This window comes from Pseudomonas sp. UME65, from assembly GCF_014170225.1.
Lineage (GTDB): Bacteria > Pseudomonadota > Gammaproteobacteria > Pseudomonadales > Pseudomonadaceae > Aquipseudomonas > Aquipseudomonas protegens.
Genome location: NZ_LZZQ01000014.1, coordinates 729,392 through 756,043, shown reverse-complemented (window position 1 = coordinate 756,043; position 26,652 = coordinate 729,392). Strand labels below are relative to the sequence as shown.

General features: G+C 63.4%; 25 protein-coding genes and 1 pseudogene. 19 read left to right on the top strand and 7 right to left on the bottom strand.

All coding sequences use genetic code 11. From position 1 onward, the window contains the following. The first annotated feature begins 872 nt into the window (after positions 1-872). Positions 873-1,184, top strand: coding sequence for a DUF736 domain-containing protein (locus A9971_RS23610; RefSeq protein ID WP_009616221.1), 312 nt, complete (start codon positions 873-875; stop codon positions 1,182-1,184). A gap of 47 nt (positions 1,185-1,231) precedes the next feature. Here A9971_RS23610 and A9971_RS23605 read toward each other — a convergent pair whose 3' ends face one another. Beyond that, positions 1,232-1,522: a helix-turn-helix domain-containing protein gene (locus A9971_RS23605; RefSeq protein WP_009616223.1), complete on the bottom strand. Its 291-nt coding sequence runs from the start codon at positions 1,520-1,522 to the stop codon at positions 1,232-1,234. A gap of 316 nt (positions 1,523-1,838) precedes the next feature. Between A9971_RS23605 and A9971_RS23600 the strand changes: the two genes are divergently transcribed. The 12 genes from A9971_RS23600 to A9971_RS23545 all read left to right on the top strand — a co-directional run bounded on the left by A9971_RS23600 (position 1,839) and on the right by A9971_RS23545 (position 12,959). Next, positions 1,839-2,189: a DUF2958 domain-containing protein gene (locus A9971_RS23600; protein ID WP_024128488.1), complete on the top strand. Its 351-nt coding sequence runs from the start codon at positions 1,839-1,841 to the stop codon at positions 2,187-2,189. A 341-nt stretch (positions 2,190-2,530) separates the two neighbouring features. Continuing rightward, on the top strand, positions 2,531-3,328 hold the full coding sequence (locus A9971_RS23595; RefSeq protein ID WP_009616227.1) for a DUF2285 domain-containing protein: 798 nt from the start codon (positions 2,531-2,533) through the stop codon (positions 3,326-3,328). Positions 3,329-3,412: 84 nt separating this feature from the next. After that, on the top strand, positions 3,413-3,709 hold the full coding sequence (locus tag A9971_RS23590) for an AlpA family transcriptional regulator (RefSeq protein ID WP_009616228.1): 297 nt from the start codon (positions 3,413-3,415) through the stop codon (positions 3,707-3,709). Positions 3,710-3,735: 26 nt separating this feature from the next. After that, positions 3,736-4,569, top strand: coding sequence for a replication initiator protein A (locus tag A9971_RS23585; RefSeq protein WP_009616230.1), 834 nt, complete (start codon positions 3,736-3,738; stop codon positions 4,567-4,569). 241 nt (positions 4,570-4,810) lie between these two features. Next, positions 4,811-5,449: a ParA family partition ATPase gene (gene parA, locus A9971_RS23580; protein ID WP_009616231.1), complete on the top strand. Its 639-nt coding sequence runs from the start codon at positions 4,811-4,813 to the stop codon at positions 5,447-5,449. After that, positions 5,446-5,697 carry a hypothetical protein gene (locus A9971_RS23575; protein ID WP_009616232.1) on the top strand — a complete coding sequence of 84 codons (252 nt, stop codon included), beginning with the start codon at positions 5,446-5,448 and terminating at the stop codon, positions 5,695-5,697. Before parA ends, A9971_RS23575 begins: the two co-directional genes overlap by 4 nt. Then, positions 5,694-6,227 (top strand): DUF2840 domain-containing protein, encoded by a 534-nt coding sequence (locus A9971_RS23570; RefSeq protein WP_009616233.1) that lies wholly within the window; start codon positions 5,694-5,696, stop codon positions 6,225-6,227. Before A9971_RS23575 ends, A9971_RS23570 begins: the two co-directional genes overlap by 4 nt. Beyond that, entirely contained in the window at positions 6,224-6,811 is a 588-nt protein-coding gene (locus A9971_RS23565) for a S26 family signal peptidase (protein WP_009616237.1), read from the top strand. Before A9971_RS23570 ends, A9971_RS23565 begins: the two co-directional genes overlap by 4 nt. A gap of 435 nt (positions 6,812-7,246) precedes the next feature. Beyond that, complete coding sequence (locus A9971_RS23560; protein WP_009616240.1) at positions 7,247-9,226, top strand: relaxase/mobilization nuclease and DUF3363 domain-containing protein; 1,980 nt, start codon at positions 7,247-7,249, stop codon at positions 9,224-9,226. Between the two features lie 150 nt (positions 9,227-9,376). Next, positions 9,377-10,513 (top strand): acyl-CoA dehydrogenase family protein, encoded by a 1,137-nt coding sequence (locus tag A9971_RS23555; RefSeq protein ID WP_024128489.1) that lies wholly within the window; start codon positions 9,377-9,379, stop codon positions 10,511-10,513. A gap of 24 nt (positions 10,514-10,537) precedes the next feature. Next, entirely contained in the window at positions 10,538-11,758 is a 1,221-nt protein-coding gene (locus A9971_RS23550) for an acyl-CoA dehydrogenase family protein (RefSeq protein ID WP_009616244.1), read from the top strand. A gap of 10 nt (positions 11,759-11,768) precedes the next feature. Continuing rightward, a complete protein-coding gene (locus A9971_RS23545) occupies positions 11,769-12,959 on the top strand; it encodes an acetyl-CoA C-acyltransferase (RefSeq protein WP_009616246.1) in 1,191 nt (396 codons plus the stop codon). Between the two features lie 66 nt (positions 12,960-13,025). On the opposite strand, the gene A9971_RS33300 is transcribed toward A9971_RS23545, so the two are convergent. The 3 genes and pseudogenes from A9971_RS33300 to A9971_RS23535 form a co-directional block, all read right to left on the bottom strand. After that, positions 13,026-13,814, bottom strand: a complete 789-nt coding sequence (locus tag A9971_RS33300; RefSeq protein WP_404944716.1) for a methyl-accepting chemotaxis protein — start codon at positions 13,812-13,814, stop codon at positions 13,026-13,028. A gap of 69 nt (positions 13,815-13,883) precedes the next feature. Beyond that, positions 13,884-14,123 (bottom strand): annotated as a pseudogene (locus tag A9971_RS33295) (HAMP domain-containing protein); the annotation flags it as partial. Between the two features lie 475 nt (positions 14,124-14,598). Beyond that, positions 14,599-15,273, bottom strand: coding sequence for an OmpW family protein (locus A9971_RS23535; protein ID WP_009616249.1), 675 nt, complete (start codon positions 15,271-15,273; stop codon positions 14,599-14,601). A 371-nt stretch (positions 15,274-15,644) separates the two neighbouring features. On the opposite strand from A9971_RS23535, the gene A9971_RS23530 reads away from it, so the two are divergent. From A9971_RS23530 to A9971_RS23505, 6 genes are all read left to right on the top strand, one after another. After that, positions 15,645-16,823, top strand: a complete 1,179-nt coding sequence (locus tag A9971_RS23530; RefSeq protein ID WP_009616251.1) for an acetyl-CoA C-acetyltransferase — start codon at positions 15,645-15,647, stop codon at positions 16,821-16,823. An 11-nt stretch (positions 16,824-16,834) separates the two neighbouring features. Continuing rightward, positions 16,835-17,809 (top strand): nitronate monooxygenase family protein, encoded by a 975-nt coding sequence (locus tag A9971_RS23525; protein ID WP_009616253.1) that lies wholly within the window; start codon positions 16,835-16,837, stop codon positions 17,807-17,809. Between the two features lie 9 nt (positions 17,810-17,818). Beyond that, positions 17,819-19,942 (top strand): 3-hydroxyacyl-CoA dehydrogenase NAD-binding domain-containing protein, encoded by a 2,124-nt coding sequence (locus A9971_RS23520; protein ID WP_009616255.1) that lies wholly within the window; start codon positions 17,819-17,821, stop codon positions 19,940-19,942. 25 nt (positions 19,943-19,967) lie between these two features. Further along, positions 19,968-20,735 (top strand): 3-hydroxyacyl-CoA dehydrogenase, encoded by a 768-nt coding sequence (locus tag A9971_RS23515; protein WP_009616257.1) that lies wholly within the window; start codon positions 19,968-19,970, stop codon positions 20,733-20,735. Positions 20,736-20,813: 78 nt separating this feature from the next. Then, positions 20,814-21,953, top strand: a complete 1,140-nt coding sequence (locus A9971_RS23510; RefSeq protein WP_009616259.1) for an epoxide hydrolase family protein — start codon at positions 20,814-20,816, stop codon at positions 21,951-21,953. Positions 21,954-22,003: 50 nt separating this feature from the next. Then, positions 22,004-22,600 (top strand): chalcone isomerase family protein, encoded by a 597-nt coding sequence (locus A9971_RS23505; protein ID WP_009616261.1) that lies wholly within the window; start codon positions 22,004-22,006, stop codon positions 22,598-22,600. An 87-nt stretch (positions 22,601-22,687) separates the two neighbouring features. Here A9971_RS23505 and A9971_RS23500 read toward each other — a convergent pair whose 3' ends face one another. From A9971_RS23500 to A9971_RS23490, 3 genes are all read right to left on the bottom strand, one after another. Next, a complete protein-coding gene (locus A9971_RS23500) occupies positions 22,688-25,369 on the bottom strand; it encodes a LuxR C-terminal-related transcriptional regulator (RefSeq protein WP_009616263.1) in 2,682 nt (893 codons plus the stop codon). Between the two features lie 100 nt (positions 25,370-25,469). Then, positions 25,470-25,628 (bottom strand): rubredoxin, encoded by a 159-nt coding sequence (locus tag A9971_RS23495; RefSeq protein ID WP_009616265.1) that lies wholly within the window; start codon positions 25,626-25,628, stop codon positions 25,470-25,472. Further along, on the bottom strand, positions 25,625-26,518 hold the full coding sequence (locus A9971_RS23490) for a fatty acid desaturase (RefSeq protein ID WP_009616267.1): 894 nt from the start codon (positions 26,516-26,518) through the stop codon (positions 25,625-25,627). Before A9971_RS23490 ends, A9971_RS23495 begins: the two co-directional genes overlap by 4 nt. Positions 26,519-26,652 lie beyond the last annotated feature (134 nt).

Here is a 26,652-nt window from a genome sequence, read left to right as displayed (position 1 = left end):
GGCCACTGTATCGGCGGTGCTCCTACTGTAATTCTGGCAACGCTTCTGCTCGGCTTCTTCCACTAGCTGCAGTTGAGCAAACTCAGTAGGAAGCAGCCTGCAATGGCTGCTTTTGGCCGGTTTCTGCCGATTACGCTTGAAAAATAATGATTAGAGCGGCGCAACCCGTCGTCATCGCGATGCAAATTTTTCATGGGGGTGAATGCATTTTGCACCCCCTGTTACCGTCTTCTGCCAGGCGATAACGGGGTGGCGCACCAGTACCTGGTGCGCCATGGCAATCGGCGCCTGCTGACGCGGGTGGGCTTTCGATGGCAGCCACCGCAACGGGCGGGGCGCGATGGGGCTACGCTCCGGCTTGCTGCGACAGGTTGTGCATGCGCGTACCGTCCTCGACTCTGACGGTTGCTAGGTCCAGGTCACGAAGGACGGGCCACGGACATGCCGCACGGCCTCGCTGTGGCGCGTCCAGTCCACGCCTCAAGCCTGTTGCCGCAGAGCGCGGCAAGGGCATTCTCGCTAGTCGTCGGGGTGTTGGCCCTGCCCGCGTCATGGTGCCGGCTGGTGAAGCCGTCGCGCGGGGATGCTGAGTCGCCCTGTCTCCTTCCGGGGAGGTTCGGCCCGGTGCGTCCTTGGCTTGTCGTGAATCCTGGCGGTGGCACGGCTGCGCCTCGGGCCTCATGGACGCAACCGTCCGGCGCAAACAATTTCCCCTCCGCTGCGCGGATTCCTCGCCCACAAATTCTGTGCGCCTCCCGGTCCTCCACGCCGTTACGGCCTCTGTGCGGTGCGGCCAGCCCGTCCACCACCGGACGGATCACAACAAGGACGCGATGGGCGCGACCTTGGTTACCCCGCAAGGAGAAATCATCATGGCCAACATCGGCACCTTCACCGCTCAGAACGACGGCTTCACCGGCACAGTCCGCACCCTGACGCTCAACGTCAAGGTCAAGTTCGTCCTCAACGACAGGAGCAGCGAGAACGCCCCCGACTACCGCATCCAGGCGGCCGGCGGCTACGACATCGGCGCGGCCTGGAAGAAAGTCAGCCAGGCCGAGCGGACCTATCTGTCCGTGACCCTCGACGACCCTTCGTTCCCGGCGACGATCTACGCCCGGCTGATCGAGGAAGAGGACGGTACGCACAACCTGATTTGGTCGCGCAGCAAGTCGGCGGCCTGACGGCCATCTCGTCGCCCCGCCCGTTGTGGCGGGGCGCTGTTTCGGGACTACGCCCTGGACGCGGCGAGCTGGCTTTCCGTCGCAGCCATCAGCTCCGCCGTACTGCAATCGAGCGCGCTAGCGATTTTGAAGATGATCGCCAGCGTGGGCATGTGCTCGCCACGCTCGACCTTGCCCATGTGCGAGCGTTCGACGCCGGCCAGGTTCGCCAGTGACTCCTGCGCGATGCCGCGCTCCATGCGCAGCGCGCGCACCGCCGTGCCGAAGGCTTGAGCCAGCTCGGCATCGAAGGTGGTGGAGCCGGCCGGTCGGCCGGGCTGGACGGATCGCTTCTGCATGGACAGAAGCGTCCGATCGAGGGAAAATCAAAACCACGTTATCTTTAACTCATTTTGGAGATTCCCGCCGCTTTCGTGCTTTTACTGAAACCCGTACCGGCAGATTTGATCAGAACCGTAGAGGCGCATCCGTGTCTTTCCTGACTTGCGTAATGCCGATTCCACGCCTTGACGCTTTTACGGATTCGCCGGCATGCGCATCCGTGCCTCTGAACGAATGCACGAATCCGCATCGGTGGATTGGCGAATCCGTGCGAAAGCCCTTCTGTGCATCCACGCCTGCAAGTAGGGCATGGGCGCATTCCTGCGTGCGGCCATGACCCTGTCACTCATCACCGAGACGGAGCGAGAGCAGTTGCTGGCGAACGGACGTGCCCGGGCGGCGGGCCAGGCCATCGATCCGTTGCCGGTGGTGCGCCTGTTCACCCCCGACGCGCACGTGACCTGGCTTCTGGCTTCGCTCGATGCGGCCGACGAGGACACGGCCTATGGTCTGTGCGACCTGGGCATCGGTATGCCCGCGCTGGGCACTGTGAAACTCTCCGAACTAGCCTCTATCGTCGGCCCGCTCAAGAGTCCGGTCATGCGCGACCTGTACTTCCGGGCGACACGCACATTGTCGGAATACACACGGCTGGCGCAGCTCAACGGCTCGATCATGGACTGACCGATCCGGTCTATCCCGCCCAGGTTGTCCAGGCGCGCACTGTGATCGACCCAATCCGAGTCCAGACCGCCCCGGTCTTAATCGGCACTATTGCACTCAGGCGTTACAAGCCTGACCCAATCGGTCACGATGGCCCCCGCTCAAGGCTGCAGGATATGCCTGGCGCCGCACCATTGATGGGCGGCGGCTCTGTCGCATTCGGACGATCCGCGTAACGCTTCGGAGTCAATCGGTCTTGATGCTGTCGTTTGACGTGTTTCCACATAGTGCTGTGTCGAGGAGGCGCTGACCTCGCGTTGCGAACCCGTGGCGACGGACCCTGTGCAAAGGGAGGTTGCCCCATGGCCGATCACGACGCCGAACAGTGGTATCCCACCGCCGCTTACCTCTACGTACTGCACCTGGATAACCTCGGCCTGGCCTGGGAGTACTTGCGCCGGAACCCGGAGTACCGCCGCGACTGGCGGGATCGTCCGCGCCGACCCGAAGTGGCGCAACGTTGGGGACTGCGCCTGCTGGAAGACCCGAGCCTGGACGCGCGTGACGCGCATCCGGCCTGGTTTCCCGACCACCCGGAACTGATCCAGCTGTATCCCGATGTCGATCCCATGCCCGACTCCGTGGCATTCGACTTCTGGCGCATTCCTGGCAGCAAAGCCCTGGTCCATGATGGCCGGCGCCTGCTGCTGACGACACGCTGGCCAGGCTGCAGCCTACGGCTGACCGTTGCGCCCGGCCTGGAGCAGGGCAGGGCCTATGTCCACGCCGTCCGGGCCTGCGCCAGGCCCTGCGCACGCTTTCGCGCCATCGCGGCCGAGCTGGACAGGCTGGCTGTTGCTGCCGATGCCGCGCCGCTCGCGGCGGCCCGCTGCCGACCCAGCCCGGCCGCACTGCTGGAGCTGCACACCCTCCAGGCGCTCGACGCCACCCTGGCGGGGGCGTCCTTGCGCGAGGTGGCCGCGGGGCTGTTCGGCCCGGCGGCAGTTGCCGACAGCTGGCACGCCGATGGTGGCCTGCGCTCGAAGGTGCGTCGCCTGGTGCGACGCGGCCGGACACTGATGCACGACGGCTATCGCCGCCTGGCACAGCTCGACGCGTGCGGGGAGGGCCGTTCTACGCCGCCTGCAAAACGACCCTGAGCAGGCCTCCACGCCTTTCTGAGACTGCCTCCATCCGGCTGCGCTGGTGTGGCCGGGCTGTCCTGAACGATGGAGGCTCACCCCATGCGACCCGCTCCCGTGCGACCTGCTGCCGCCCACGCCAAGTCCCTGCAACCCGCCACCACTGCCCAGCCGCAGCGCTACCTGACCAACGACGAGGCGGCCACCTACCTGCGCCTGTCGCCGCGCACGCTGGAGAAGCAGCGCGTGATCGGCGGCGGCCCGCGATTTCGCAAGTTCGGCCGGCGTGTCATGTACGCCGTCGCCGATCTCGATGCCTGGGCCGACCAGCACAGCTTCGAGGCCACCTCCGATCCCGAATACGCCGAGCAGCACTCGGCCGACAGCCGTGCGCGCTGATCGGCGGCTCGCCGGAGGCCATCGCCATGTCCAGCTCGGCTCCGGAGCGGGAACAGCTCGACCTGTTCCGCGCCTTGCCGGGCGACATGGCGCCGCGCGACAGCCAGGACCTGATGGCCTACCCGTTCTTCTCGTTGGCCAAGTCGCGGCGCACCGCGCCGATCGATTTCCAGTCCGGCGGTGTCACCGTACGCGTGGAGGGCACACGGGAACATGGCATCGCCACGATCTGGGATGCCGACGTGCTGATCTGGGCGGCCAGCCAGATCGTCGCGGCGCGCGACGTGGGCCTGCACCCGTCGCGCCTGATGCGCGCCACGCCCTACGAGATCCTGCGCTTCATCGGGCGCGGGGTGTCGCTGCGCGACTACCAGCGCCTCAAGGCCGCTCTGGATCGCCTGCAGTCGACCACGGTGGCCACCTCCATCCGCGAGACCAGCGGTCGGCGCCTGCACCGTTTTTCCTGGATCAACGAGTGGAAGGAGCTGGCCGACGCCCGTGGCACCCCGCAGGGCATCGAGCTGATCCTGCCGGACTGGTTCTACGCGGGCGTGCTGGACGCAGCCCTGGTGCTGACCATCGACCCGGCGTATTTCCGGCTCACCGGCGGCATCGAGCGCTGGCTGTACCGACTGGTGCGCAAGCATGGCGGCAAGCAGCCGGACGGTTGGCAGTTCGACTTCCGTCACCTGCACCGCAAGTCGGGCAGCACGGCCAGGCTCTGCGATTTCGCTTGCGACCTGCGTGCCCTGGCGGCGCGTCAGTCGCTGCCCGGCTACGTGCTAGGCATCGAGCGTATACCGGAAGCCAACGTGGAGCTGCTGACGTTCCGGCCCGTGTCGCCCACGGCACGGGGATAAGCGCGGTAAAACCTGTGAATGGGCTCGTGCTATCAGGCGTACGGGGTATCGTGCTATCAGGCGTATCACTATCGTGCTATCGGGCGTACGAAATCCTCTGCAGGCCAGAGCCTGCGCGGGCTCCAGCCTCCCTTAACTTCTCTAACTTAAAAGCTCTAACTTTTTGTAGAGGCGCGCCGTTTCGGTGGGCAACCGCGAAACGGCACGGTCAGGCCGGCTTTCCAGCAGGGAGGGCCGCGCCATGATCATCGCCTTGCTCAACCAGAAAGGCGGTGTCGGCAAGACCACGCTCGCCACCCACATCGCCGGCGAACTGGCGCTGCGCGGTGCGCAGGTCATCCTGCTGGATGCCGACCCACAGGGTTCATCGCTGGACTGGACGCAACGGCGTGCCCAGCAGGGTTTGCCCAGGTTGTTCAGCGCCGTGGGCCTCGCCCGCGAAACCCTGCACCAGGAAGCGCCTGAACTGGCCCGTCGCGCCGATCACGTGATCATCGACGGGCCACCGCGCATCGCCGCCCTGGCGCGCTCCGCGCTGCTGGCGGCCGAGCGCGTATTGATCCCGGTGCAGCCCAGCCCCTACGACCTGTGGGCCAGCGCCGAGATGGTCGCGCTGATCCGCGAGGCGCAGGTGTTCCGGCCGCAACTGGCGGCGGCCTTCGTCATCAATCGGCGCGTCAGCACCACCATCATTGGTCGCGAGGCGCGCCAGGCATTGGCTGACCAATCACTGCCGGCGCTGCGCGCGGAGGTGCGCCAGCGCATCGTCTTTGCCGACAGCGTGGCCGCCGGGAGACTCGCTCGCGAGACGGCACCGGACAGCCCCGCCGCGCGGGAGATCACTGCGCTGGTCGACGAACTGCTGCGGTGGACGGCATGACCCGCGAGCGCGGCAAACGCACGGCCATCGGCGCCCGCCCGCCGGCAAATCCGCACGCCGAGGCGTGGGTGCGCCAGGGTGATGCTGGCGGCCTGCAGAAAGGTGATCTCTACACCGCACGCCTGACCCTCGACATCACGCCCGCCATGCGCGCCCGCATCAAGGTCTCGGCGTTCACCCAGGGGGTAACGGTCGCCGATCTGCTGCGCGCGCTGCTGGAGCGCGAGTTCCCGGAGAAGTCCCCATGAACGCACAGCTTTCGGAGACCACGCCTGCGCCGCCGCCATCGCTCGCGGTGCTCGCCGGCCAGACCGACGCCACGCCGCTGACCCGCGTTTCGCTCGCCTATGTGGAGCAGCGCATCAAGCTCTACCTGCGTTTTGGCGAGCCGGTACGCATCACTCGCCTGGATCACTGGCGACGTGTCGCGGTGTTCCTGCCGGGTGCCGTCTTTTGCCGTATCCGCTGGCAGGCCAACGACTACGGCACGATCCGTTGGCAGCTCATGGTGATGCAGGCGTGCACGCCTCTGGACACCATGCAGCGCATCCCCGGCGTGCTGCCTGGCGCGCGCCTGCTGCTGCATACGGAAGGCGATAACACGGTGCGCGCCGTGCTCGAGCGCATCGACGCCATCGAGGCGCTGGGCATCGCCCCCGTCGCCGCATCGCCGGCGTACTGGCGCACGCTGGGTAACCGGCTCGCGGCACGCTCGCCGCTGCCCGGCTACACCGCCGAGCGGCACGCCGCCTGGCTCGCCGGGAGGTCATTGTCATGACCATCGTTTCCACGACAAGCCCCGCACCGCGTCCTCGCTCGCGCCTGCGCGCTCGCATCGTCCTTGCGGGGCTGTCCTCCGTAGGCCTTGTCGCGTTGGCCTGGGCGTCCTTTGTGCAGCCGCTGCCGCGTCTGGTCTACAACCCGTCCGACAGCGTTCCGGTCGGTTGGTATCGCGTCGAACCGCTTCAGCCCCGGGCCGGCTCGCTGCCTCGTCCGTTGTCCGTGGGCAGCATCGTCCTGGTCCAGTTGCCTGCCGACGCTACCGCACTCGCTGCGCAGCGCGGCTACCTGCCGGCGCATATCCCGCTGCTCAAGCGCTTGGGCGCGGTTGCGCCGCAACACGTCTGCATCGTCGCCGGCCAGGTACGTATCGACGGCGTGCCGGTGGCCACCGCGTTGCCTGCCGATCGCCTGGGCCGGCCGCTGCCATCCTGGCGGCATTGCCGACCGCTGATCGAGGGCGAGTTGTTCCTGCTGAGCGTGACCAACCCGGCGTCGTTCGACAGCCGCTACTTCGGGCCGGTCAGCACATCCGCCGTGATCGGCGTCGCGCGCCCGATCTGGTCGGAGACACATCCATGATGGCAGCCGACTCGCTGCGCTCCGGCGTGCCTCCAGCCTGTCGTTTCGGCGGTCACTGCCGTTTCGCCGCGCCTGCCATGTGTGCGCATTCGTGTCGCGCTTCGCACAACCTTCGGCGCATCTATCCAGCGTGCAGGTGTCTTGCCTCGAACGCGCACGGCCGATGGCCGTCACCGCGTTCGCCGGCGTGCGGGCTGCGAGCAGCGCCGCGCTGCCGGGCCGTCGAGGCCTGGAGCGTAAGCGACAGGCAAAAGCGGAAGGCAAGACAAAAGGGGGCGGCACCTGCTCGCCCGCAATACCAGTCTGCACGTGGGGGCGGAGCGGCACGGCGCGGCTTCACCACCGTGCTGTGTGCGACGCGCAACACGCGCCGATGCCGGCATACCCGTGTGCTTCACACGCCAGGACACGCCCTGGCTCGACGAGGGAACAGCCATGACCGACCGGCGTGACGACGATTTCCGCATTCGGCCCAACGCCCCGAAGAACCGGGGCAAGGGCTTTGTCTCCAAGGTGCTCAAGCAGGTCGGCAAGGCCGGTGGCAAGTCGGCTGTGCGGCGCCCATCACTGGCCGGTGGCAAGGGACAGCACGCCGGTCAGCGGCCCGGCTCACGCCTGGGGCGTGGGCACACGGCGGCGCGCTTCGCGGGCACCTCACTTACGCCATTCTCGCGCCGGGTGACCATCAAGACCCTACTGGTCAACCAGCGCCAGGCCAGCCCGCGGTCGCTGGCCAAGCACCTGCGCTACATCGAGCGCGACGGCGCCGGCCGCGACGGCGAACCGGGCCGCGCTTATGGGGCGCAGGCGGACGAGGCCGACCTTGGTGCATTCAAGGAGCGCTGTCAGGACGACCGGCACCATTTCCGCTTCATCGTCGCGCCAGAGGATGGCGCCGAGCTGGATGACCTGCGCACCTACACACGACATCTGATGGGGCGCATGGAGGCCGACCTGGGCACGCGTCTGGACTGGGTGGCGGTGGATCACTGGAACACCGATAACCCGCACACCCACATCGTTCTGCGCGGGCGCGACGACACCGGCAAGGATCTCATCATCGCTGGCGATTACATCGCCCACGGCTTCCGCCACCGGGCCGCCGAACTGGCCACCGAGTGGCTGGGGCCACGCACCGAGCTGGAGATCCAGCGGACCTTGCAGCGCGAAGTGGAGCAGGAGCGGTGGACGAGCCTGGATCGCACGCTACGACGCGAGGCTGGCGACGATGGCCAGGTGTATGTCGAACGTCTCAATGAACCCCGCCTGCAACGCCAGCGCCTGCTGCTGATCGGCCGCCTGCAACGCTTGCAGCACATGGGCCTGGCCGACGAGACACAGCCTGGAGCCTGGGCCATCCATGCCAATGCTGAAAAGACCTTGCGCGCCCTGGGTGAGCGTGGGGACATCATCCGCACCCTGCAGCGGGCCATGAGTGGCCAGCGGCGCGAGCTGGCGGTGTTCGAGCCGGGGGAGGAGGGACGCGCCGTGATCGGCCGGGTGGCCGCCAAGGGACTGGCCGACGAGCTGCGCGACCGGGGCTATCTGGTCATCGACGGTATTGACGGCAAGGCTCATTACGTCGCGCTCAACGCCCGCGACGAACTGGCGAACTACCCCTCAGGATCGGTGGTGGAGGTGCGCGGCTCGGCCGAGATACGCGCGGCCGACCGCACCATTGTCGCGCTGGCGAGCGATGGCCTGTATCGCACCGACCATCACCTGGCGGTTGCTCAGGGTCAAGCAAAGGCTGGCCGCAATCCGCAGGAGGTCGTGGCGACTCACGTCCGCCGCCTGGAAGCCCTGCGTCGTGCAGGTATCGTGGAGCGTGTGGCTGAAGGGCTGTGGAAAGTGCCGGACGATTTGCCCGAGCGTGGCCGCCAGTACGACGCGCAGCGCCTAGGGGGAGTTGCTGTGGAGCTGAAATCGCACCTGCCGATTGAACTGCAGGCCCGCGTCATTGGCGCCACTTGGCTCGACCAGCAACTGATCGGCGCTGGGCGAGGGATGGGTGAGCTCGGATTTGCCGGTGAGGTGAGACAGGCCATGCGGCAGCGCGCCGATTTCCTGGTCGAGCAGGGGCTGGCCGAGAGGCAAGGCCAGCGTGTGATCCTGGCGCGCAACCTGCTGGCGACGTTGCGCAACCGGGAACTGGCCCGGGTCGCTCGGGAGATCGCCGCCGAAACTGGGTTAGAGCACCGACCAGTGCTTGATGGCCAGCGCGTGACGGGCATCTACCGGCGTAGCGTCATGCTCGCCAGTGGACGTTATGCCGTGCTCGATGATGGTAAGGGATTCAGCCTGGTGCCGTGGAGGCCGGTCATCGAGCAGCGGCTGGGGCAACAGCTCGCCGCGACCGTTCGGGGTGGAGGAGTGTCCTGGGAAATAGGGCGGTCGCGAGGTGTCGACATATAAAAGGCCTTGTGCGACCACACGTCGCGCTCACGTTTAGTAGAGCCGTAGCCCTGGATGGAGCGAATCCATACCCATGATTAAGTATGGGCCTTGGTGATCTACCACTCTCTAGCATTGATTCGTCATCGAGCATGCTGGGGAACTGTGTAAATGTTACTGAGTGATGAGCAGCAAATGATCCAGGACTCCTTGCGCGCATTTGCGCAGGAGCAGCTGGCGCCTCACGCCGAAGCCTGGGAACGACAGAAGGTTTTTCCTTATCAGGCGCTACGTGGACTGGCCGAGCTTGGTGCGTTCGGGATTACCGTACCGAGCCAATGGGGCGGTGCCGGGATGGACTATCGCAGCTTGGTCTTGGCAATCGAGGAAATTGCAGTTGGCGATCCTGCCACCTCCACCATCATCAGTGTCCACAACTCTCTAGCTTGCTCGATCATTCAGCGTTACGGCAGTGACGAGCAGAGGGAACGCTTCCTGCGTCCGCTGGCGTCTGGTGACTGGTTAGGCTGCTTTTGTCTGACCGAGCCCCATGCTGGCTCCGATGCCGCGTCGTTGCATACCCGTGCGGTGCGTGACGGTGATTCCTGGATATTGAACGGCGTGAAGCAGTTCGTCACCAGTGGCAGCACGGCGCAACTGGCGCTTGTGTTTGCTGTGACAGACAAAGCTGCCGGCAAGAAAGGCATCAGTTGCTTTGTGGTGCCAACTTCTACCCCTGGCTACCAGGTGGCGCGCCTGGAAGAAAAAATGGGCCAGCATGCCTCGGATACTGCCCAGATCCTGTTGGAGGACTGCCGAGTAGGAACGGATCACCTGTTGGGTGAGCTTGGGCAGGGGTACTCCATCGCCCTGTCGAATCTTGAGGGAGGGCGTATCGGCATTGCGGCTCAGTGCCTGGGTATGGCCCGTTCTGCGCTCGAGGCCGCTGTTCGCTATGCAGAGGAGCGCACGGCATTCGGCCAGACCTTATCGAAACATCAGGCTGTTGCGTTTCGTCTAGCGGATATGGCGACACGCCTGGAGGTCGCCCGCCAAATGGTCTGGCATGCCGCTGAGTTGCGCGATGCTGGCCAACCCTGCTTGAAAGAGGCCTCCATGGCCAAGCTGTTCGCCTCCGAAATGGTCGAGCAGGTCTGCTCCGATGCCATTCAGATTCATGGTGGATATGGCTATGTCACCGACTTCCCTGTGGAGCGTATCTACCGCGCTGCGCGGGTCACGCAGATCTATGAGGGTGCGAGCGATATTCAGCGACTGCTGATCGCCCGCACCTTACTCAATGCTTAACCAGAACAAAAAACGGAGAGCAAGATGACCTATCCCCGCCGTCGTTCCGAACACCTGTTCAGCGATATTTTCCTGCCCGAGGAAACCCGCACCATTCGTGCCGAGGCCCGAGCGTTCGCCGAGCGAGAGCTGCGTCCAAGAGCCCATGCCCTGAATACAGCGGCTGAGCGCCGTGATGGTTTCCCGCGTGAACTGTTCGAGCTGATGAGTGAGGCCGGGCTGTATGAAATCCCGTTTGCCGCTGATGTTGGCGGGCGCGGTTTGCAGCACCCGACCCTGGCTACTCTGGTTGCAATCGAGGAGCTGGCCTATTACTCGCCAGGTGCCGCTTCGGCGCTGTACGACGGCCAGGCGATCCTGGTGGGGAAAACCCTGGATCGCGCCGGGCCGGCGTTGCGCCAGCGTTATCTGCCGCAACTGATCAAGGGCGGTTTCGTCGGCGCTTTTGCCACCAGTGAGCCGGAAGCAAGCACCGATCTATCCGTCGGTTCCATGCACAGCGTTGCGGAGCGGGTAGAGGGCGGTTGGCGGGTGAATGCACACAAGCGCTGGATTACCAACTCGGTTGCCGCCGATCTGATCCTGCTGCTGTGCCGTACCGGGGATCGACTGACCATGCTGTGCGTGGATATGCACGACCCGGGTGTAACGGTCGGTGAGCCGGACCTCAAGATGGGCAACCATGCGCAACTGACGGCTGATGTGCGTATCGAGAACGTCTTCGTCGCCGATGACCATGTCGTTGGTGACGTGGGGGGTGGTTTGCGTGCTGCGCTCGGGGCGTTGATGCTGGGACGGATGGGCATCGGTGCCATTGGCGTTGGCATGGCCCAGGCCGCAGTGGATTTCGCTGTCGACTACAGCAGCAAACGCAAAGTGTTTGGCCAGGAATTGGCCCGTTTCCAGCACTGGCAATTTGTTTTTGCCGAGCATGCGCTGGGAATCGAAAACGCCCGCAATCTCTACACGAAGGCGGCGTTGCGCTACGACCAGGAGGGGCAGGCCGAGGTAGAGGCGGCCATGGCCAAGATCGCCGGTAGCCGCCTGGCTGTGGAGGTGGCCCGCGACGCCATCCAGGTTTGCGGTGCCTATGGGTTTGTGCGGGAACTGAAGGAAACTGCTACCTACTTCCCGCTGGAGTCGATCTATCGGGATGCCAAGATCGGTGAGATCTATGAGGGTGCCAATGAAGTGCAACGCTGGGTCGTGGCACGTAACCTGTTTGGCCGTGAGCTGATTGGTTGAGGACATGCTGATGAACGATCCGGTTGTAATCGTTTCGGCGGTGCGTACGCCGCTCGGTGCGTTTCAGGGCATGCTCGCCTCCCTCAACTGCACCGATCTGGGGGGCATCGTGCTGCGTGAGGCAGTGCGCCGTGGTGGCTTGAGTGGGGAGCGGGTCGATGAGGTGTTGCTCGGTTGTGTGTTGCCTGCGGGCCTGGGGCAGTCTCCGGCGCGTCAGGCCAGTCTGAAGGCAGGGTTACCGTTGTCGGTAACCTGCGGCCAGGTGAGCAAGGTCTGTGGCTCGGGTATGAAGGCCGTGATGATCGCCCATGACATGCTTCTCGCCGGCAGCAATCGAATAATGCTTGCCGGCGGCATGGAGAGCATGAGCAACGCGCCCTATCTGCTGCCCAAGGTTCGTGGTGGTATGCGCATGGGGCATGGCCAGGTAATCGACCATATGTTTTTCGATGGCCTGGAAGATGCCTATGACGATTCCACGCGCGGCCGTTTGATGGGCACCTTTGCGGAGGAGTGTGCAGACGCTTATGGCTTCACGCGAGAGGAGCAGGACGGCTTTGCCCGCCAATCTCTGGAGCGAGCCCGTGCCGCGGCCGAACGCGGCGAGTTTGCATGGGAAGTGGCTGCCGTGCAGGTGCCGCAAAGGGGCACAGTGGCCCACGTGGCGGAGGATGAGCCGCCGCAAAAGGGCGACCCGGACAAGATCGGTCGCCTCAAACCGGCTTTTCGCAAAGATGGTACGGTCACGGCAGCCAATTCCAGCTCCATAGCCGATGGTGCCGCTGCGCTCTTGCTGATGCGTGCGTCCACCGCTGCGGAGCTGGGCCTACAGCCACTGGCTGTCGTCCGGGGTCATGCCGGGTATGCCCAGCAGCCCGCGTTGTTCACCACAGCCCCGGTGGGGGCGATGCGCAAACTGCTGGGGCAGGTCGGCTGGTCTGCGCAGGAGGTCGATCTGTATGAGATCAACGAAGCCTTTGCCGTTGTTACGCTTGCAGCCATGCGCGAGCTGGACTTGCCCGCCGGCAAGGTCAACGTCAATGGTGGCGCTTGTGCCTTGGGCCATCCGATCGGGGCGTCAGGGGCACGTATTCTAGTGACCCTGCTGGGTGCCTTGAGAGCCCGGGGCTTGCGCAAGGGAGTGGCCAGCTTGTGCATCGGCGGTGGCGAGGCCACGGCAATTGCGCTGGAGCTGTGCTGACCCTGTCTCCCACCTGCCGCTGGCAAAGAACCAGGCCCGGCAACTTGCCGGGCCTTTTCTCCAGTTTCACAACGTGAAGCGGCCGACTACCTGGCGCAGGTGACTGGCCAGCCCGGTCAATGCTTCTCCAGCCCTGGCAGTGATCTGGGCCTGCTCCAGGCTGAGGCTGGTCAGGTCATGGATGCGTAGCAGATTACCGTCGATTTCCCGCGAAACCATGGCCTGCTCTTCCGTGGCGCTGGCGATGGTCATGTTGTTGTCGTTGATTTTCGCCGTAAGCTCCGCAAAGTGTTGCAGGCTGTCATTGGTCTGCGTGGTTCGCGTCAGGGTCTGGTTGGCTTGCTGGGCACTGCTCTGCAGGGCTTGGGTTGTTTGCAGCGTACCTTGCTGGATCAGGCTGACGATCTGCTCGATGTCTTTGGTTGATGCCTGGGTTCGTTGCGCCAGGGCACGCACCTCGTCCGCCACCACCGCAAATCCACGGCCACTGTCACCGGCTCGCGCGGCCTCGATGGCGGCGTTCAGCGCCAGCAGGTTGGTCTGCTCGGCAATATTGCGGATGATCACCAGTGTCTGGCCAATGTCTTCGGCCTTGTGTGCCAGCTCCTCGGACTGTTGGCAGACTCCAAGCACCTGTTGCGCCAGCGTCTGGATATCGGCGACGGTCGCGGACAAACGCTGCTGCCCGTCCGTGGAGGCGCTGACACAATCTCGCGAGTTCTGCGCCGTGGCATTGGCATGCTGAGCGACCTCCTCGACCGAGACGGCCATCTGGTTGATGGCGGTAGCGGTCTGCTCGACCTGCTGGCTCTGCTGCTGCAGGTTGTCCGTGGTGACCTGTGCCGCCTTGCGCATAGCGTCCGCGGCCTGGAGCAGATCGGTGCTGCTGTGCTGAATCTGCGTCAGGGTACTGTGCAGGTTGTCGCGCATGGTCTCCAGCGCCAGGCCAAGTCGCCGGGTTTCATCCGGTCCGTCGATCTCTATCCGGCAGTTGAGCTTGCCGGCGGCGATGGTTTCCGCAACGGCGACTGCCGCCTGCAGGGGCTTGGTGATGCTTCTGATCAGTTGCCAGAGCAGAACCAGGGTAAGCGCCAGCACGGGGGGAATGACCGTCACCACCACATTGCCGACATGATCTTGCACGGCGGCATCGGCTGCGGCCATCCGATGGCTCTGTGCAAGCTGCTGCTGGTTCAGTCGTAGCAAGGCTGCCCGTAAGATGCCATGCGTCCGAGGGTTGGCCAGGTAGCCGAGCAGTGCGTCGTGGATTTCCTGGTATTGTCCGGCGGGCAGTGTGGCCGGCAGTGCATCGAGCAGGTTGCGCAATGCCGTGCTGTCCACTGTGTCGGCATCCAACTGGCCTTGCATTTCATTCAGCCAGGCTTGCTGTGGCAGCCATGTGTTTTGCAGCAGTTGATTGGTGGTGCGGATCTTGGCCAGGTTCGCCAGGGCAAACACGCCGAGGAACACCACCAGAATGAGGATCATGCTCAGGCAGAGTACCAGGCGCTGAGAGATCTTCGTTTTCGTCCAGTACGGCATGATTGCTTGCTCCTTCTCGACACGCCATTGGCTGAAATAGCCAATGCGAGATGGCGGTCAGGCACCGATAGCGCCACGCTATCGGTGCTTTGCGGGGTCAGAAGTAGAACACCACGCCAGCGGTATAGACGGTGGGGTCGAGGACAATGTCAGCCTTGACCGGAATGCCGCCCATGGCTGGAGGAGCGTTACCCGTGGCCTCGGCTTCCAGGTAGAAGCGCTTGACGTCGAAGAACAGGCCCATGTTGTCGCTGCTGCGATATTCGAAGCCGCCCTGCAGGACCAGGCCATTGACGTCGTCGACATTCAGATTGCTGACGGCTTTGTCTTTGGAGTCCAGGACAAGCATGTAGGACCATCCGGCCCCAAGGTAGGGTTGGAACTTGCCGAAATTGGTAAAGCGGTACTGCGCAGTCAAGGCAGCCGGGCCATAGGTGATGCTGCCCAGTTTGCCCAGTCCTTTCAGCGAGCCGCCCGCTTTCAGTTCGGTGGTTGGTGGATAACCCACGGTCAGGCCAACGGCCCAGTTTTCGGTGAAGCTGTAGCCGATCTCGGCAGCCAGGGTGAGGTTGTCTTTAACATCGGCGCTGGCACCGGGGATTTCACCCCCGAGCATGGGGGCCTTCAGCGTGACGTCGTTCTTGAAGTCGACGAAGGCAGGGCCGGTTCGCAGCCACCAATGTCCCTCTTCGGCATTCGCCTGTGTGGCGCCTAACAGCAGAGCTGCGGCGGTGAGCGCTGAAAGACGAGCCGGTCGGGTGAGTTTTTTCATGATAGTGATCGCTCTTGTTGTTGTTCTGGTGCACTCCATGAGTCGCTGAACGAGGGAGTGGTGGAGCTGATCCTAGGGAAACGACAGGCGCTTGAATGGGTTCAAACGAACTAATTTGCACAAGGCGTTGACGGTGCAGGGAGGCTTCCTGGGCAGGTTATTTCATCGCTACGCATCTTGACTGATTGGCTTCAGAATCATTTTCACGGGGTTTCCCGGCGATTCTTGGCCAGGCGGATTGGGAGGCAGATTAGTCCTAAAGAACGCCGCGGCTTCCAACATCACGCCATAGGCTTTGTCCCATCGCGCTACTGCGCATGAAACCCGCCTGCTTGAAAGCAGGCTGTCAGTTTGGGATGAGGAGGCAAGACATGAGCCAGGCCTATATCGTTGCAGCAGTTCGTACCGCGGGAGGGCGTCGTAACGGGCGCCTGTCTGGTTGGCACCCGGCGGATCTGTCCGCCCAGGTGCTCAATGAGCTGGTTGCCCGGGTAGATGTCGACCCGGTGCGGATCGATGACGTGATCATGGGCTGCGTCAGCCAGATCGGTGAGCAGTCCAACAACATTGCCCGCAACGCCATCATGTCCTCCGTGCTGCCGGAAAGCGTGCCGGGAACCAGCCTGGATCGTCAGTGCGGCTCTTCCCAGCAGGCCCTGCACTTTGCCGCTCAGGCGGTGATGTCCGGCACTCAGGATATTGTCATTGCCGCCGGCGTCGAGAGCATGACCCGTGTGCCGATGTTCCTGCCCAGCACGCTGCCTCACGAGCATGGTTATGGCCTCTATGTCGGGCCGGCGATGCAGGAGCGTTACCCCGGTGTGCGCTTCAGCCAGTTCACTGGTGCCGAACGCATGGCGCAGAAGTATGGCTTCAGCCGCGAGGACCTGGATCGCTTCGCCCTGACCAGCCACCAACTCGCGGCGCGCGCCGTCGAGGCGGGGGTATTCAAGAATGAAATCCTTGCGCTGCAGGTCCGTACTGCCGAGGCGGGTGCCCTGGATGATCTGCATCTGGTCGATGAGGGCATCCGTTCCGATGCCACCCTGGAAAGTATCGGCAGCGTCAGGCTGCTGCATGAAGGCGGGGTGATTTCCGCCGCCAACGCCAGCCAGGTTTGCGATGGTGCCTCCGGGGTCATGGTGGTCAACGAGCGTGGCCTCAAGGCGCTGGGCGTCGAGCCGCTGGCCCGGATCCATCACATGAGCGTGCTGGGCCATGACCCGGTGATCATGCTCGAAGCCCCCATTCCCGCGACGCAACGGGCACTGGAAAAGTCCGGTATGCGGATCGACGACATTGACCTGTACGAGGTCAACGAGGCCTTTGCCTCCGTGCCTCTGGCCTGGTTGCAAGCGCTCGGCGCGGATGCGTCTCGCCTCAATGTGCATGGCGGGGCCATTGCCCTGGGTCACCCGCTGGGGGCCTCGGGCACCAAGCTGATGACCACCCTGATCAATGCCCTGAATGTACGCGGCAAGCGCTATGGCCTGCAGACCATGTGCGAAGGCGGCGGCATGGCCAACGTCACCATCATCGAGCGTTTGTGAGGAGCGTTGCCATGAAAACCCGGATTACCGAGCTTCTGGGAATCGAATTGCCGATCGTGCAAGGCGGCATGCAGTGGGTGGGGCGTGCGGAAATGGCCGCGGCTGTCTCCAACGCGGGTGGACTGGGCATGCTCACCGGCCTGACACAGCCAACACCGCAGGATCTGCGCGCGGAAATCGAGCGGACCCGGGGCATGACCTCGAAACCGTTCGGCGTGAACCTGACCATCCTGCCCTCGGTCAATCCGCCGCCTTACGCCGAGTACGTCGAAGCGATCATCGACAGCGGCGTGAAAGTGGTGGAAACCGCAGGCAACAGCCCGAAGGAATTCATCGCCCGTTTCAAAGAGAACGGCGTGAAGATCCTGCACAAATGCACCTCGCTGCGGCATGCCCTGTCGGCCGAGCGCAACGGTGTGGACGTGGTGTCCATCGACGGCTTCGAGTGTGCCGGTCACCCAGGTGAAGATGATGTGGGCGGGTTGGTGCTGATTCCGCTGGCTGCCCGTACCCTGAACATTCCCGTGATCGCTTCCGGCGGCATTGCCGATGGCCGTGGCCTGGCGGCTGCGCTGGTGCTGGGGGCCGAAGGGGTGAACATGGGCACCCGTTTCTGCGCAACGGTCGAGGCACCGATTCACCAGGCGATCAAGGAAGCGCTGGTTGGCGCTTCCGAGCGTGAAACCAATCTGATTTTCCGCACCCTGCACAACACTGGACGCGTACTGAAAACTCCGGTGTCGAACGAGGTGGTCAGCCTCGAGCGCCGTGAGGGGGGCTGCGAGTTCAAGGACATCCAGCATCTGGTGTCCGGGCAGAAGGGGCGTCTGGCTCTGGAAACAGGTGACCTGAATGCCGGCCTGGTGTGGGCGGGGCAGGTGGTTGGCCTGATCGGCGATATCCCGACATGCGAGCAGTTGCTCAAGAGGATTATCGCCGAATGCCGTGAGCAGCTTGGCGTGGTCAACGGTTTCTTCGGGAACTGAGGAGGGCATATGTATCAAGGTAAAACCCTCCGTCTGCTGTCGCTGGGAGACGGCTTCGTCGAGCTGTGTTTCGATCGTGCTGGCGAGCCCATCAACAAGCTGGACAAGACCACGGTGCGCGAGCTGCGCGAGGCGGTCGAATCGATTGCCGGTGATCCGGCTTTGCGCGGATTGCTGGTCACCAGCGCCAAGGATGTGTTCATCGTTGGTGCTGACATCACTGAGTTCGCGGCACTGTTTGCGCTTTCCGCCGAGGACATCAGCGCCGATGTCAGCCGCTCCAACCAGTCGTTCCTGGCATTGGAAAACCTGCCGGTGCCGACCCTTTCCGTGATCAATGGCTACGCGCTGGGTGGCGGGCTCGAGCTGGCGTTGAGCACGGACTTCCGTGTGCAGTCGACGACGGCTGAAATCGGCTTGCCGGAAGTCAAACTAGGGCTGATTCCCGGTTTTGGTGGAACAGTGCGTCTGCCTCGGGTAGGGGGAGCCCATACCGCCCTGCACTGGATTGTCAGCGGGCGTCAGGTGACGGCGGAAGACGCTTTGGCGGGTTCTGTGGTTGATGCCATCGCCGAACCGGAAAGCCTGCGGGGCGTTTCCTTGCATATGCTGCGACAGGCGGCGTGCGGGGAGTTGGATTGGCGCTCTGCTCGTCAGCGTAAGCGGCAGCCGGTCCTGACCGATCCACAACTGGCCAACCAGATGTTTCAGCAGGAGCGGGAGCGCCTGCAACAGCGAGGCAACCAACACCTGCCTGCCGCGCAGATGGCCATTACGCTGTTGCAGGATGCGCTGCCCCTGGATGGGCAGCAGGCGTTGGAGCTTGAGTCCAGAGTCTTTGGCCAGGTAGCCAGAACCCAGGCCGCCTCCAGCCTGGTACAGGCATTCCTGAACGATCAGGCGTTGAAGAAAACCCTGCGCCAGTACCGCGCCGATGCCCGCCCGGTCTCGCGTAGCGCGGTACTGGGCGCCGGCATCATGGGCGGTGGGATTGCCTACGGCAATGCGATCAAGGGCATCGATGTCAGGGTCAAGGACATCTCGTTTCCGGCGCTGCAGGCATGCATGGGGGAAGCCCGTCGTCTACTCGACAAGGGTGTCGCTTCCGCCCGCATGAGCCGACCGACGGCCGATGCAGCACTGGCTCGCATTACCCCCTTGCTGGAGTACGAAGGGTTTGACGACGTGCAGATCGTTGTCGAAGCCGTCGTGGAGAAGCTGGACGTCAAGCGGGAGGTCTTGCAGGGGCTGGAGTCGGTCGTTGCGGATGACTGCGTGATAGCCACCAACACCTCCTCGTTGTGCCTGCGTGAGATGGCCGATGCGCTGCAGGACTCGAAACGCCTGGTGGGTTTGCACTTCTTCAATCCCGTACCGCAGATGCCCCTCGTTGAAGTGGTGCGCGGTGAGCATACCGATCAAGCCAGCCTGTGCACTGCCGTGCAATACGTTCTGGCCCTGGGCAAGACGCCCATCGTCGTGAGCGATTGCCCGGGTTTCCTGGTGAACCGCGTATTGACGCCCTACATCCTGGCTTTCCTGGAGTTGCTGGGCGAGGGCGTCGACTTCCAGCGCATCGACCAGGTCATGGAAGCATTCGGTTGGCCGATGGGGCCGGCCTATCTGAATGACGTGGTCGGGATCGATACCGCCGCGCATGTCTTTCGCACCATCGGCTCGGCCTATCCACGGCGCATGTCGGCAGAGCTGAGCCGCCATCTGGATGCGCTGGTCAGGCTGGGGCGACTGGGGCAGAAAAGTGGCTCGGGCTTCTACCAGTACCAGCGTGACGAAGGGGGCAAGGTTCGCAAGATCCCCACCACGGATATCCGCGAGGTAGTGCGTATTGATGCTTTGGCTGCCGAGGTCGGTGATCAACAGATTGTCCGTCGTCTGATGCTGCCGATGCTGCTGGAGGCCGTGCATTGCCTGGATGAAGGTGTGGTGGGCAGTGCCCATGAGCTGGATACCGCGATGACCATGGGGCTAGGCTTCCCGACGCATATGGGCGGACCGCTGAAGTACATCGACTGGCTCGGTGCCGAACAGGTCGTGGAGTGGGCTGGGGCGGTAGGCCTCGGCGTGCCCGAGCGACTGAAGTGCATGGCTCGCGACGCGCAGCGTTTTTATTGATTGATGAAGGCGTAAGGATTTGAACATGCAAGTACAAGACAAGGTATTTCTGGTAACGGGCGCCGCCTCCGGGCTTGGCGCAGCCACTGCTGAACACCTGGTCGCCCAAGGCGCCAAGGTCGTGCTGGCGGACATGAACAGCGAAATGGGCGAGAGCCTGGCGGCGCGTCTCGGCGAGCGTTGTGCCTTTGCCAAGGTCAATGTGACCTCGGCAGAGGATGTGCAAGCCGCCGTACAGTTGGCTGTCGATCGCTTCGGCGGCCTGCATGGCGCGATCAGTTGCGCCGGTATCGGCAATCCGGAAAAGGTGCTGGGCAAGGAGGCGCCGCATCGTCTGGAGAGTTTCGCCAAGGTGATCGAGGTCAATCTGATCGGTACCTTCAACGTCATCCGCCTGGCTGCTTTCCAGATGAGCCAGAACACTCCTAACGAGCAGGGTGAGCGCGGTGTGCTGATCAACACCGCCTCAATTGCGGCATATGACGGCCAGATCGGCCAGGCCGCTTATGCGGCGTCCAAGGGGGGCGTGGTGGGTATGACCCTGCCTATCGCCCGGGAGCTTGCACGCAGCGGCATCCGTATCTGCACCATAGCTCCGGGCCTGTTCGCGACGCCGATCCTCAACATGTTGCCCGATGACGCCAAGAAGGCTCTGGGCGATCAGGTGCCATTCCCTTCGCGACTGGGCTATCCCTCTGAGTTTGCCCAACTCGCTCAGCAGATCATCGAGAACCCGATGCTCAACGGAGAAACCATCCGCCTGGATGGCGCTCTGCGGATGCCTCCACGCTAGATCGCAGCCGTTAGTCATCCCAATTTTTAGCCGGTCTCCGTGGCCGGCTCTTTTTGCCTGTCATAAAGGAATTGTGTGGTGAGTGAAGCTATTGAGTCTTTTGTTCTCAAGGTCGCTGACGATGTGTTGGTGGATCTTCAGCGTCGCCTGGACAACACCCGCTGGGCTTCGGCGGAAACAGTTGGCGACTGGAGCCAGGGCGTTCCCCTGAAGCATTTGCAGGACTTGCTCCACTACTGGCGACACGCGTACGACTGGCGACGCTGTGAGGCTCGCCTGAATCAGCTGGGGCAATTCCGTACACGTATCGACGGCGTGGATATCCATTTCTTACATGTGCGCTCGGCCAACCCCAACGCCATGCCGTTGCTCCTGACCCATGGCTGGCCGGGATCGATCATTGAGTTCCTCAAGGTGATCGATCCGCTGGTCGACCCGCAAGCACATGGCGGTAGTGCCGCGGATGCCTTCCATCTGGTGATCCCATCGCTGCCCGGTTACGGATTTTCTTCCAGCCCCACTGGCCCCGGTTGGGGAGTGGCGCAGATTGCCAGAGCCTGGGCGATCTTGATGGAGCGCCTGGGTTACGAGAGCTATGTCGCTCAGGGCGGAGATTGGGGGGCGGCGGTTACCACTGAGCTGGGCCAGCGCCGGCCCAGGGGATTGCTGGGTATTCATCTGAATATGCCGCTGGTTCTGCCTGAGCCGCCGTATGACAACCTCAGTGACGATGAGGCGCGCATGCTTGGGGCCATGGTTCAGTACCAGCAGGGGCAAGCGGCGTATGCCATGCAGCAGATGACCTGTCCGCAGACCCTGGGTTATGCCCTGGCGGACTCGCCTGCGGGACAGGCCGCGTGGATATTCGAGAAGCTGGTGTCCTGGTCTGACGGTGATGGCGAGCCGGGTCGAGTGTTTTCCCAAGACGAGGTGCTCGACAACATCATGCTCTATTGGCTGGGCAACAAGGGGGCATCGTCCGCTCGCCTGTACTGGGAGAGCTTTGCCGATGGCTTTGGTGCGCGCCAGCTTGATCTGCCTGTGGGTTGCAGCATTTTCCCAAAGGAAATCTATCAGGCCGCGCGTAGCTGGGCCGAGCGCTGCATGAGCCAGCTCATTTACTGGAATGAGGTAGAGCGCGGTGGGCATTTTGCCGCGTTTGAACAACCGGATTTATTTGTTCGTGAAATCAGGGACTGCTTCCGTTTGCTGCGCTAGGTGCTGTGTAGCCAATCATGGAATAGCAAACCAACCAGTGAGGGCGTGCCATGAGTCGTATCGGCGGAAGTTTCATGGGGTTATTCGCAAGCCTCTGGGCGGGGGCGTTGTGGGCCGCAGCGCTGAATCTGCCCGATGGTATATCCATGCAGGTGTCCGAGGTGGTCGCCGGGCAAAGGCTGGAGTTGCTCGGCACGGGTGTGCGCAGCCGCCCCGGTGGGAGGGTGGATTATGTGCTGGGCCTGTATCTGCTGGATGGATGCGAAAGCGCGGCAAAGGTGTTCACCAGTCAGGAACCCAAGAGCGCTCGAGTGATTTTCGTTGATGGCATGAGTTTCGAGCGCGGCCGCAAGGTTATGGTCGAAGACATTATTGTCAACGTCGAGCCGGAGATGTTCGAGCGGGTATCCCAAGCGCTGGCGCAGTTGATCAAGGCCGGGCCGGTGGAGAGCGGCTTTCCCGCGGGCAGTTGGATCGCCTTCAACTACCTCCCGGGGCGTGGCACCGTCTTCGTTTACAACGGTCAGGAAAGCCAGCCGATTCCGGGTGACGAGTTCTATCAGGCGCTGCTCATGCAATGGTTGGGCGCGCGGCCGATCAGCCGGAAGTTCAAGCAGTCGATCCTGGGATCATGCACCGTCGGTTGAGGTTCGCTCTGCATGCGTAGGGGGCTGCGGGCTATCCAGGTTTAGCCATGGGCAGGCTGCTGAGCCTGCTCATGGCTTTCCGCCTGTTCAGATCCAGCCGTGCCGCCGGGCGATGGCAACGGCCTGGGTGCGTGAGTGAGCATCGAGCTTGGAGTGGATGCGACGCAGGTGGGCCTTGACCGTCGTTTCCGAGAGAAAGATCTTGTCGGCGATCTCGCGATTGCGCAGCCCCTCGGCGATGTAATGCAGCACCTGCAGTTCACGCTTGCTCAGTGGCTCGATAACGACAGCCTTCGATGCGGTCTGCCCTCGCGATGCCTCCGCGCTCGGTGGCTCGCCACCCACCTGCTCGAACAGCTGTTCGACAAAGCTGGCGCTGATGCCCTCTGGCAGTGGCACATGCTGCTGCCGGGCCTGCCAGAGACGCAGCAGCGGATGCAGGGCGCTGCCTTCGTCGAGAAAGCTGCGGAAGAAGCCTTCATTGCCGGCCAGCTGCAGCGCTTCGCTGATCAGCTGCAATGCCGCTTGCTGCTTGCCCTGGGCGTACAGGGCCGTGGCCAGCAGCAGCTTGAGTTTCAGGCAGCGACGCAGGCGCAGGTTCTGCCGGGCCTGGGCGCAGGCCCGACGGATATCCTCTTCCACCACGGCCGCCTGCCCGTTGGCAATCGCCAGGCGCCAGCGCATCACTTGCGGAGTTTCGATCTCCTGGGCCGGTAAGGTATAGCCCGCCAGTTCCTGCCACAGCGGCATGCTCTCGACCTCGCGGACGATGCGCTCGCTGAGGAACAGGTCGCCATGCAGCCAGTGCAGCCTGGCCTGCTCCAGACGCGCGCTGGCGCGAACCCGGGGCAGGTCGAGGTCGAGGCCGATATTCTCCAGCTCGGTGAGGTAGCGCAGCGCGGTTTCCCGGTCATCCTCGCAGGTGGCCAGGCGCGAGAGCAGCACATAGGAGAGGATCAGCGCATCGACGTGGCCGTTCTGCCGCGCATAGGGTAGGCACTCGCCAATCAGGCGACGGGCCTGCTCGAGCCGGTTCATCTCATACAACACTTCGGCCAGCGGCACGCCGATCATGGCGCGACCACCAGGCACCCCCTTCTGTCCCTCGCGCCAGGAGCTGCGGTAGCTGGTCTGCAGGCGAACCTGGGCTTGGATCAGACGCCCCTGGAGCAGTTCGATCCAGCCTTCGTTGTAGTCGCCGATGGTACGGATGAAGGTGTTGCGGATCTGGGTTTCCTGGTCGATGGCCTGAACCATCAGCTGGCGCGCCTCGTCGTAGCGGTTGGCGGCAATCATGTGGTGGGACTGGATCGTGACCAGGATGCCTTGTTGCAGCGGGTGTCCATCGGACAGTTGTGGGAGATGCTCGCTGCAGGCCCGAAAGCACTCCTCGATACGATCGCTCATGGCCAGCATCAGGCACTCGAGGGTATGCGCATGAGCTGCCTCGGACGGGGCGTCCCGCTTTATCGCCGCAATATGCGAGGAGGCTTCGGCATGACGGCGGTTGAGGATCAGCGCCCAGGCATAGGACAGGCGCAGGCGTGGGTGGTTGACGAGCAGGTCCGTGGGCAGTTGGTCGAACCAACGTAGCAGGCGGCGTACACGGCCATCCTCGAGCAAGGCCTGGGCGTGGTCTTCGAGCAATTCCAGGGCGGCCTCGGCCTCGCCGGCCAGCAGCAGGTGGTCGATGGCCCGGATCGGTCTGTTCTGTCGGATGAACCATTGGGCCGCCCGCCGCTGGAGCTGCCCATGGCGGTCACCAGGTTGTCGGGCAAGCTGGCTGCGCAGGTAGCTGACGAACAGACTGTGGTAGCGGTAGAGGCTGCCCTGGCTGTCGAGGGGCAGCAGGAACAGGTTGTCGCGCAGCAGGCGGGCCAGCACTTCCCGGCTGTCCCGTCGTTGCATGAGCCAGTCGCAGGCCTCGGCATCGAACTGTTCGAACACACTGCTGGCGAGGAGGAAATCCTGCTGCTCCGGGGCAAGGCGCAGCAGGATGTCTTCGGTCAGGTAGTTGGCCAGTTCGCAATGGCTACCCGAGAAGTGGTGCAGGAGAGCGCTGGGGCCGCTGTGCCGCGGCAGCGAAAGGGTCAGGAGCTGAATGGCTGCCACCCAGCCCTCCGTTCGCGAATGCAGCAGACCGATGTCCTGCGCGCTGAGCTCCTGGGGCAGGCGGGCATGCAGCAGGCGGGTGGTTTCTTCGAGGCTGAGGCAGAGATCCTCGCGGGTGATCTCCAGCAACTGACCCCGGGCGCGCAGGGTGGCCAGTCGTAGGGCCGGTATCTGCCGCGAGCTGATGACCACTTCACCCTGGGGTGGCAGGTACTCCAGCAATTGTTGCAGTAGGGAGAGAACGTCCGGGGCCTGAATCACCTCGAATTCATCGAGCAGAATGGAAAAGGGTTGTGCGCACAGGGCCAGTTGCTCGATCAGGCCGGTGGCATGTGCCGGTTGTTGCGCACTGGCGTTCCAGCCGACCTGCAAGTGGCGGACGAAGCGCTCGAGGTCGTTGTCGGCGGCGTCCAGGCTCAGCCATAGCGTGCGGCGTTTTTCCCGCCGGCAGGCCGCCAGGTATTGCAGGAGCAAGGTGGTCTTGCCGAAACCGGCGGGGGCATGCACCAGTACGAGCTTGCGTGGCGAGCGCTGCGCCAGCCTGCCCAGTATGGCGAGGCGCGGCTCTTGCTGGGCGGGCTCCTGAGGTGGCTGCAGTTTGGACATCACCAGTTGCGGGGGAGATTGTAGAGTCGGCAGGCGGGCAAGGTTACTCATTCTCGACTCCTGATCGACGGGAGCCCTATGGCCCCGAGGATGGTGGTTCTTCTCGACTGGGGGCGGAGGGGCGTGATGGCCCCTCCTGGTGGAATGTGCGTCAGATCTCGTCGAAATCGACCTTGGTCGCGCCGCAGTCCGGGCACATCCAGTCGTCCGGCACGTCGCTCAACGGCGTTCCCGGGGCGATGCCTTCCGCCGGCAGGCCCAATGCTTCGTCGTAGATGAATGAGCAGTAACGACATTGCCAGCGCTTCATGCGGCGTCCCTCCCGGCATGGCGGGCATGCTCGTCGAGTGGCTGCAGGCCGAAGGTTTTGACGATCAGCGGTGAGTTGGCCATGTGCTCGGCGTGCCGCAGTTCCCACAGTTTGATCATGTTGTAGAAGGGCGCAGTCGGGTACAGGTGGTGCATCAGGTGGTAGTTCTGGTAGGCCAGCAGCGGGGTCAGCAACCACTCTGCGCCCGGGCGGATGTTGGAGGCGCGGTATTCATCCTCCTTGGCCGTGCTCTGGAAGGGTTCATGGGGCAGGTAGACGAAGGCCATGACGAACAGGAAGGAGCTGATGCGGGTCGGCAGAATCCATAGCATCAGGGCTTCCAGGCCATAGCCGGCCAGCGTCAGGGCGATCAGCACGCCGATGATCACGGAGAAGTGGATGATCAGGCGTGGCAGGAACTTCTTGCGCATGGCGGCGGGCGCACGCATGAAGAAGTACTTGGTGTAGTAGTAGTCGAAATTGCTCCAGCGCAGGGGGAACAACCAGTCCATCTTGTGCCCGAAGTGATCGGGATCCATGGTGCTGTCGTTGGTGAAGCGGTGGTGCTGCATATGGATGAAACGGGCGACGTTGAATGGCGCGATCGGGCCGAAGAAGAACATGCCGATATGGCCAGGCAGCTCATTGATCCATTTGATGCGCGAGACGGCCCCGTGGGAGGCATCGTGTACGCAGCTGAACAGCAGGTAGATGACCAGCCCATTGATGATCGTCCCCACCCAGAGCGGGATGTTGCCCGCCACGGCGTGGTAGTCCACCAGTCCCAGGGTGCCCAGGGAACCGAAGAACAGCAGCATGGTGGGCCATGCCAGCAAGGGGGCGTCCATCAATTTGCGAAACTGGATATCCTTTGGGGTGACGGTACTCATAGTGCCTCCACGGCGTTTGCCAATGTTGTTTTTGTGAGCTGACTTTGGCACTCGCGCGGTGTGGGAAACCTAGGAGAAAGTCTGGTTTGGCCTTCGGGGTCGGCTTCTGGCGGCAGGCGTGATGTGGCGCCGCG

Coding starts and splice junctions, on each gene's coding strand:
- A9971_RS23610 (WP_009616221.1), top strand. CDS start 873: ATGGCCAACATCGGCACCTTCACCGCTCAGAACGACGGCTTCACCGGC.
- A9971_RS23605 (WP_009616223.1), bottom strand. CDS start 1,522: ATGCAGAAGCGATCCGTCCAGCCCGGCCGACCGGCCGGCTCCACCACC.
- A9971_RS23600 (WP_024128488.1), top strand. CDS start 1,839: ATGACCCTGTCACTCATCACCGAGACGGAGCGAGAGCAGTTGCTGGCG.
- A9971_RS23595 (WP_009616227.1), top strand. CDS start 2,531: ATGGCCGATCACGACGCCGAACAGTGGTATCCCACCGCCGCTTACCTC.
- A9971_RS23590 (WP_009616228.1), top strand. CDS start 3,413: ATGCGACCCGCTCCCGTGCGACCTGCTGCCGCCCACGCCAAGTCCCTG.
- A9971_RS23585 (WP_009616230.1), top strand. CDS start 3,736: ATGTCCAGCTCGGCTCCGGAGCGGGAACAGCTCGACCTGTTCCGCGCC.
- parA (WP_009616231.1), top strand. CDS start 4,811: ATGATCATCGCCTTGCTCAACCAGAAAGGCGGTGTCGGCAAGACCACG.
- A9971_RS23575 (WP_009616232.1), top strand. CDS start 5,446: ATGACCCGCGAGCGCGGCAAACGCACGGCCATCGGCGCCCGCCCGCCG.
- A9971_RS23570 (WP_009616233.1), top strand. CDS start 5,694: ATGAACGCACAGCTTTCGGAGACCACGCCTGCGCCGCCGCCATCGCTC.
- A9971_RS23565 (WP_009616237.1), top strand. CDS start 6,224: ATGACCATCGTTTCCACGACAAGCCCCGCACCGCGTCCTCGCTCGCGC.
- A9971_RS23560 (WP_009616240.1), top strand. CDS start 7,247: ATGACCGACCGGCGTGACGACGATTTCCGCATTCGGCCCAACGCCCCG.
- A9971_RS23555 (WP_024128489.1), top strand. CDS start 9,377: ATGTTACTGAGTGATGAGCAGCAAATGATCCAGGACTCCTTGCGCGCA.
- A9971_RS23550 (WP_009616244.1), top strand. CDS start 10,538: ATGACCTATCCCCGCCGTCGTTCCGAACACCTGTTCAGCGATATTTTC.
- A9971_RS23545 (WP_009616246.1), top strand. CDS start 11,769: ATGAACGATCCGGTTGTAATCGTTTCGGCGGTGCGTACGCCGCTCGGT.
- A9971_RS33300 (WP_404944716.1), bottom strand. CDS start 13,814: ATGCGCAAGGCGGCACAGGTCACCACGGACAACCTGCAGCAGCAGAGC.
- A9971_RS23535 (WP_009616249.1), bottom strand. CDS start 15,273: ATGAAAAAACTCACCCGACCGGCTCGTCTTTCAGCGCTCACCGCCGCA.
- A9971_RS23530 (WP_009616251.1), top strand. CDS start 15,645: ATGAGCCAGGCCTATATCGTTGCAGCAGTTCGTACCGCGGGAGGGCGT.
- A9971_RS23525 (WP_009616253.1), top strand. CDS start 16,835: ATGAAAACCCGGATTACCGAGCTTCTGGGAATCGAATTGCCGATCGTG.
- A9971_RS23520 (WP_009616255.1), top strand. CDS start 17,819: ATGTATCAAGGTAAAACCCTCCGTCTGCTGTCGCTGGGAGACGGCTTC.
- A9971_RS23515 (WP_009616257.1), top strand. CDS start 19,968: ATGCAAGTACAAGACAAGGTATTTCTGGTAACGGGCGCCGCCTCCGGG.
- A9971_RS23505 (WP_009616261.1), top strand. CDS start 22,004: ATGAGTCGTATCGGCGGAAGTTTCATGGGGTTATTCGCAAGCCTCTGG.
- A9971_RS23500 (WP_009616263.1), bottom strand. CDS start 25,369: ATGAGTAACCTTGCCCGCCTGCCGACTCTACAATCTCCCCCGCAACTG.
- A9971_RS23495 (WP_009616265.1), bottom strand. CDS start 25,628: ATGAAGCGCTGGCAATGTCGTTACTGCTCATTCATCTACGACGAAGCA.
- A9971_RS23490 (WP_009616267.1), bottom strand. CDS start 26,518: ATGAGTACCGTCACCCCAAAGGATATCCAGTTTCGCAAATTGATGGAC.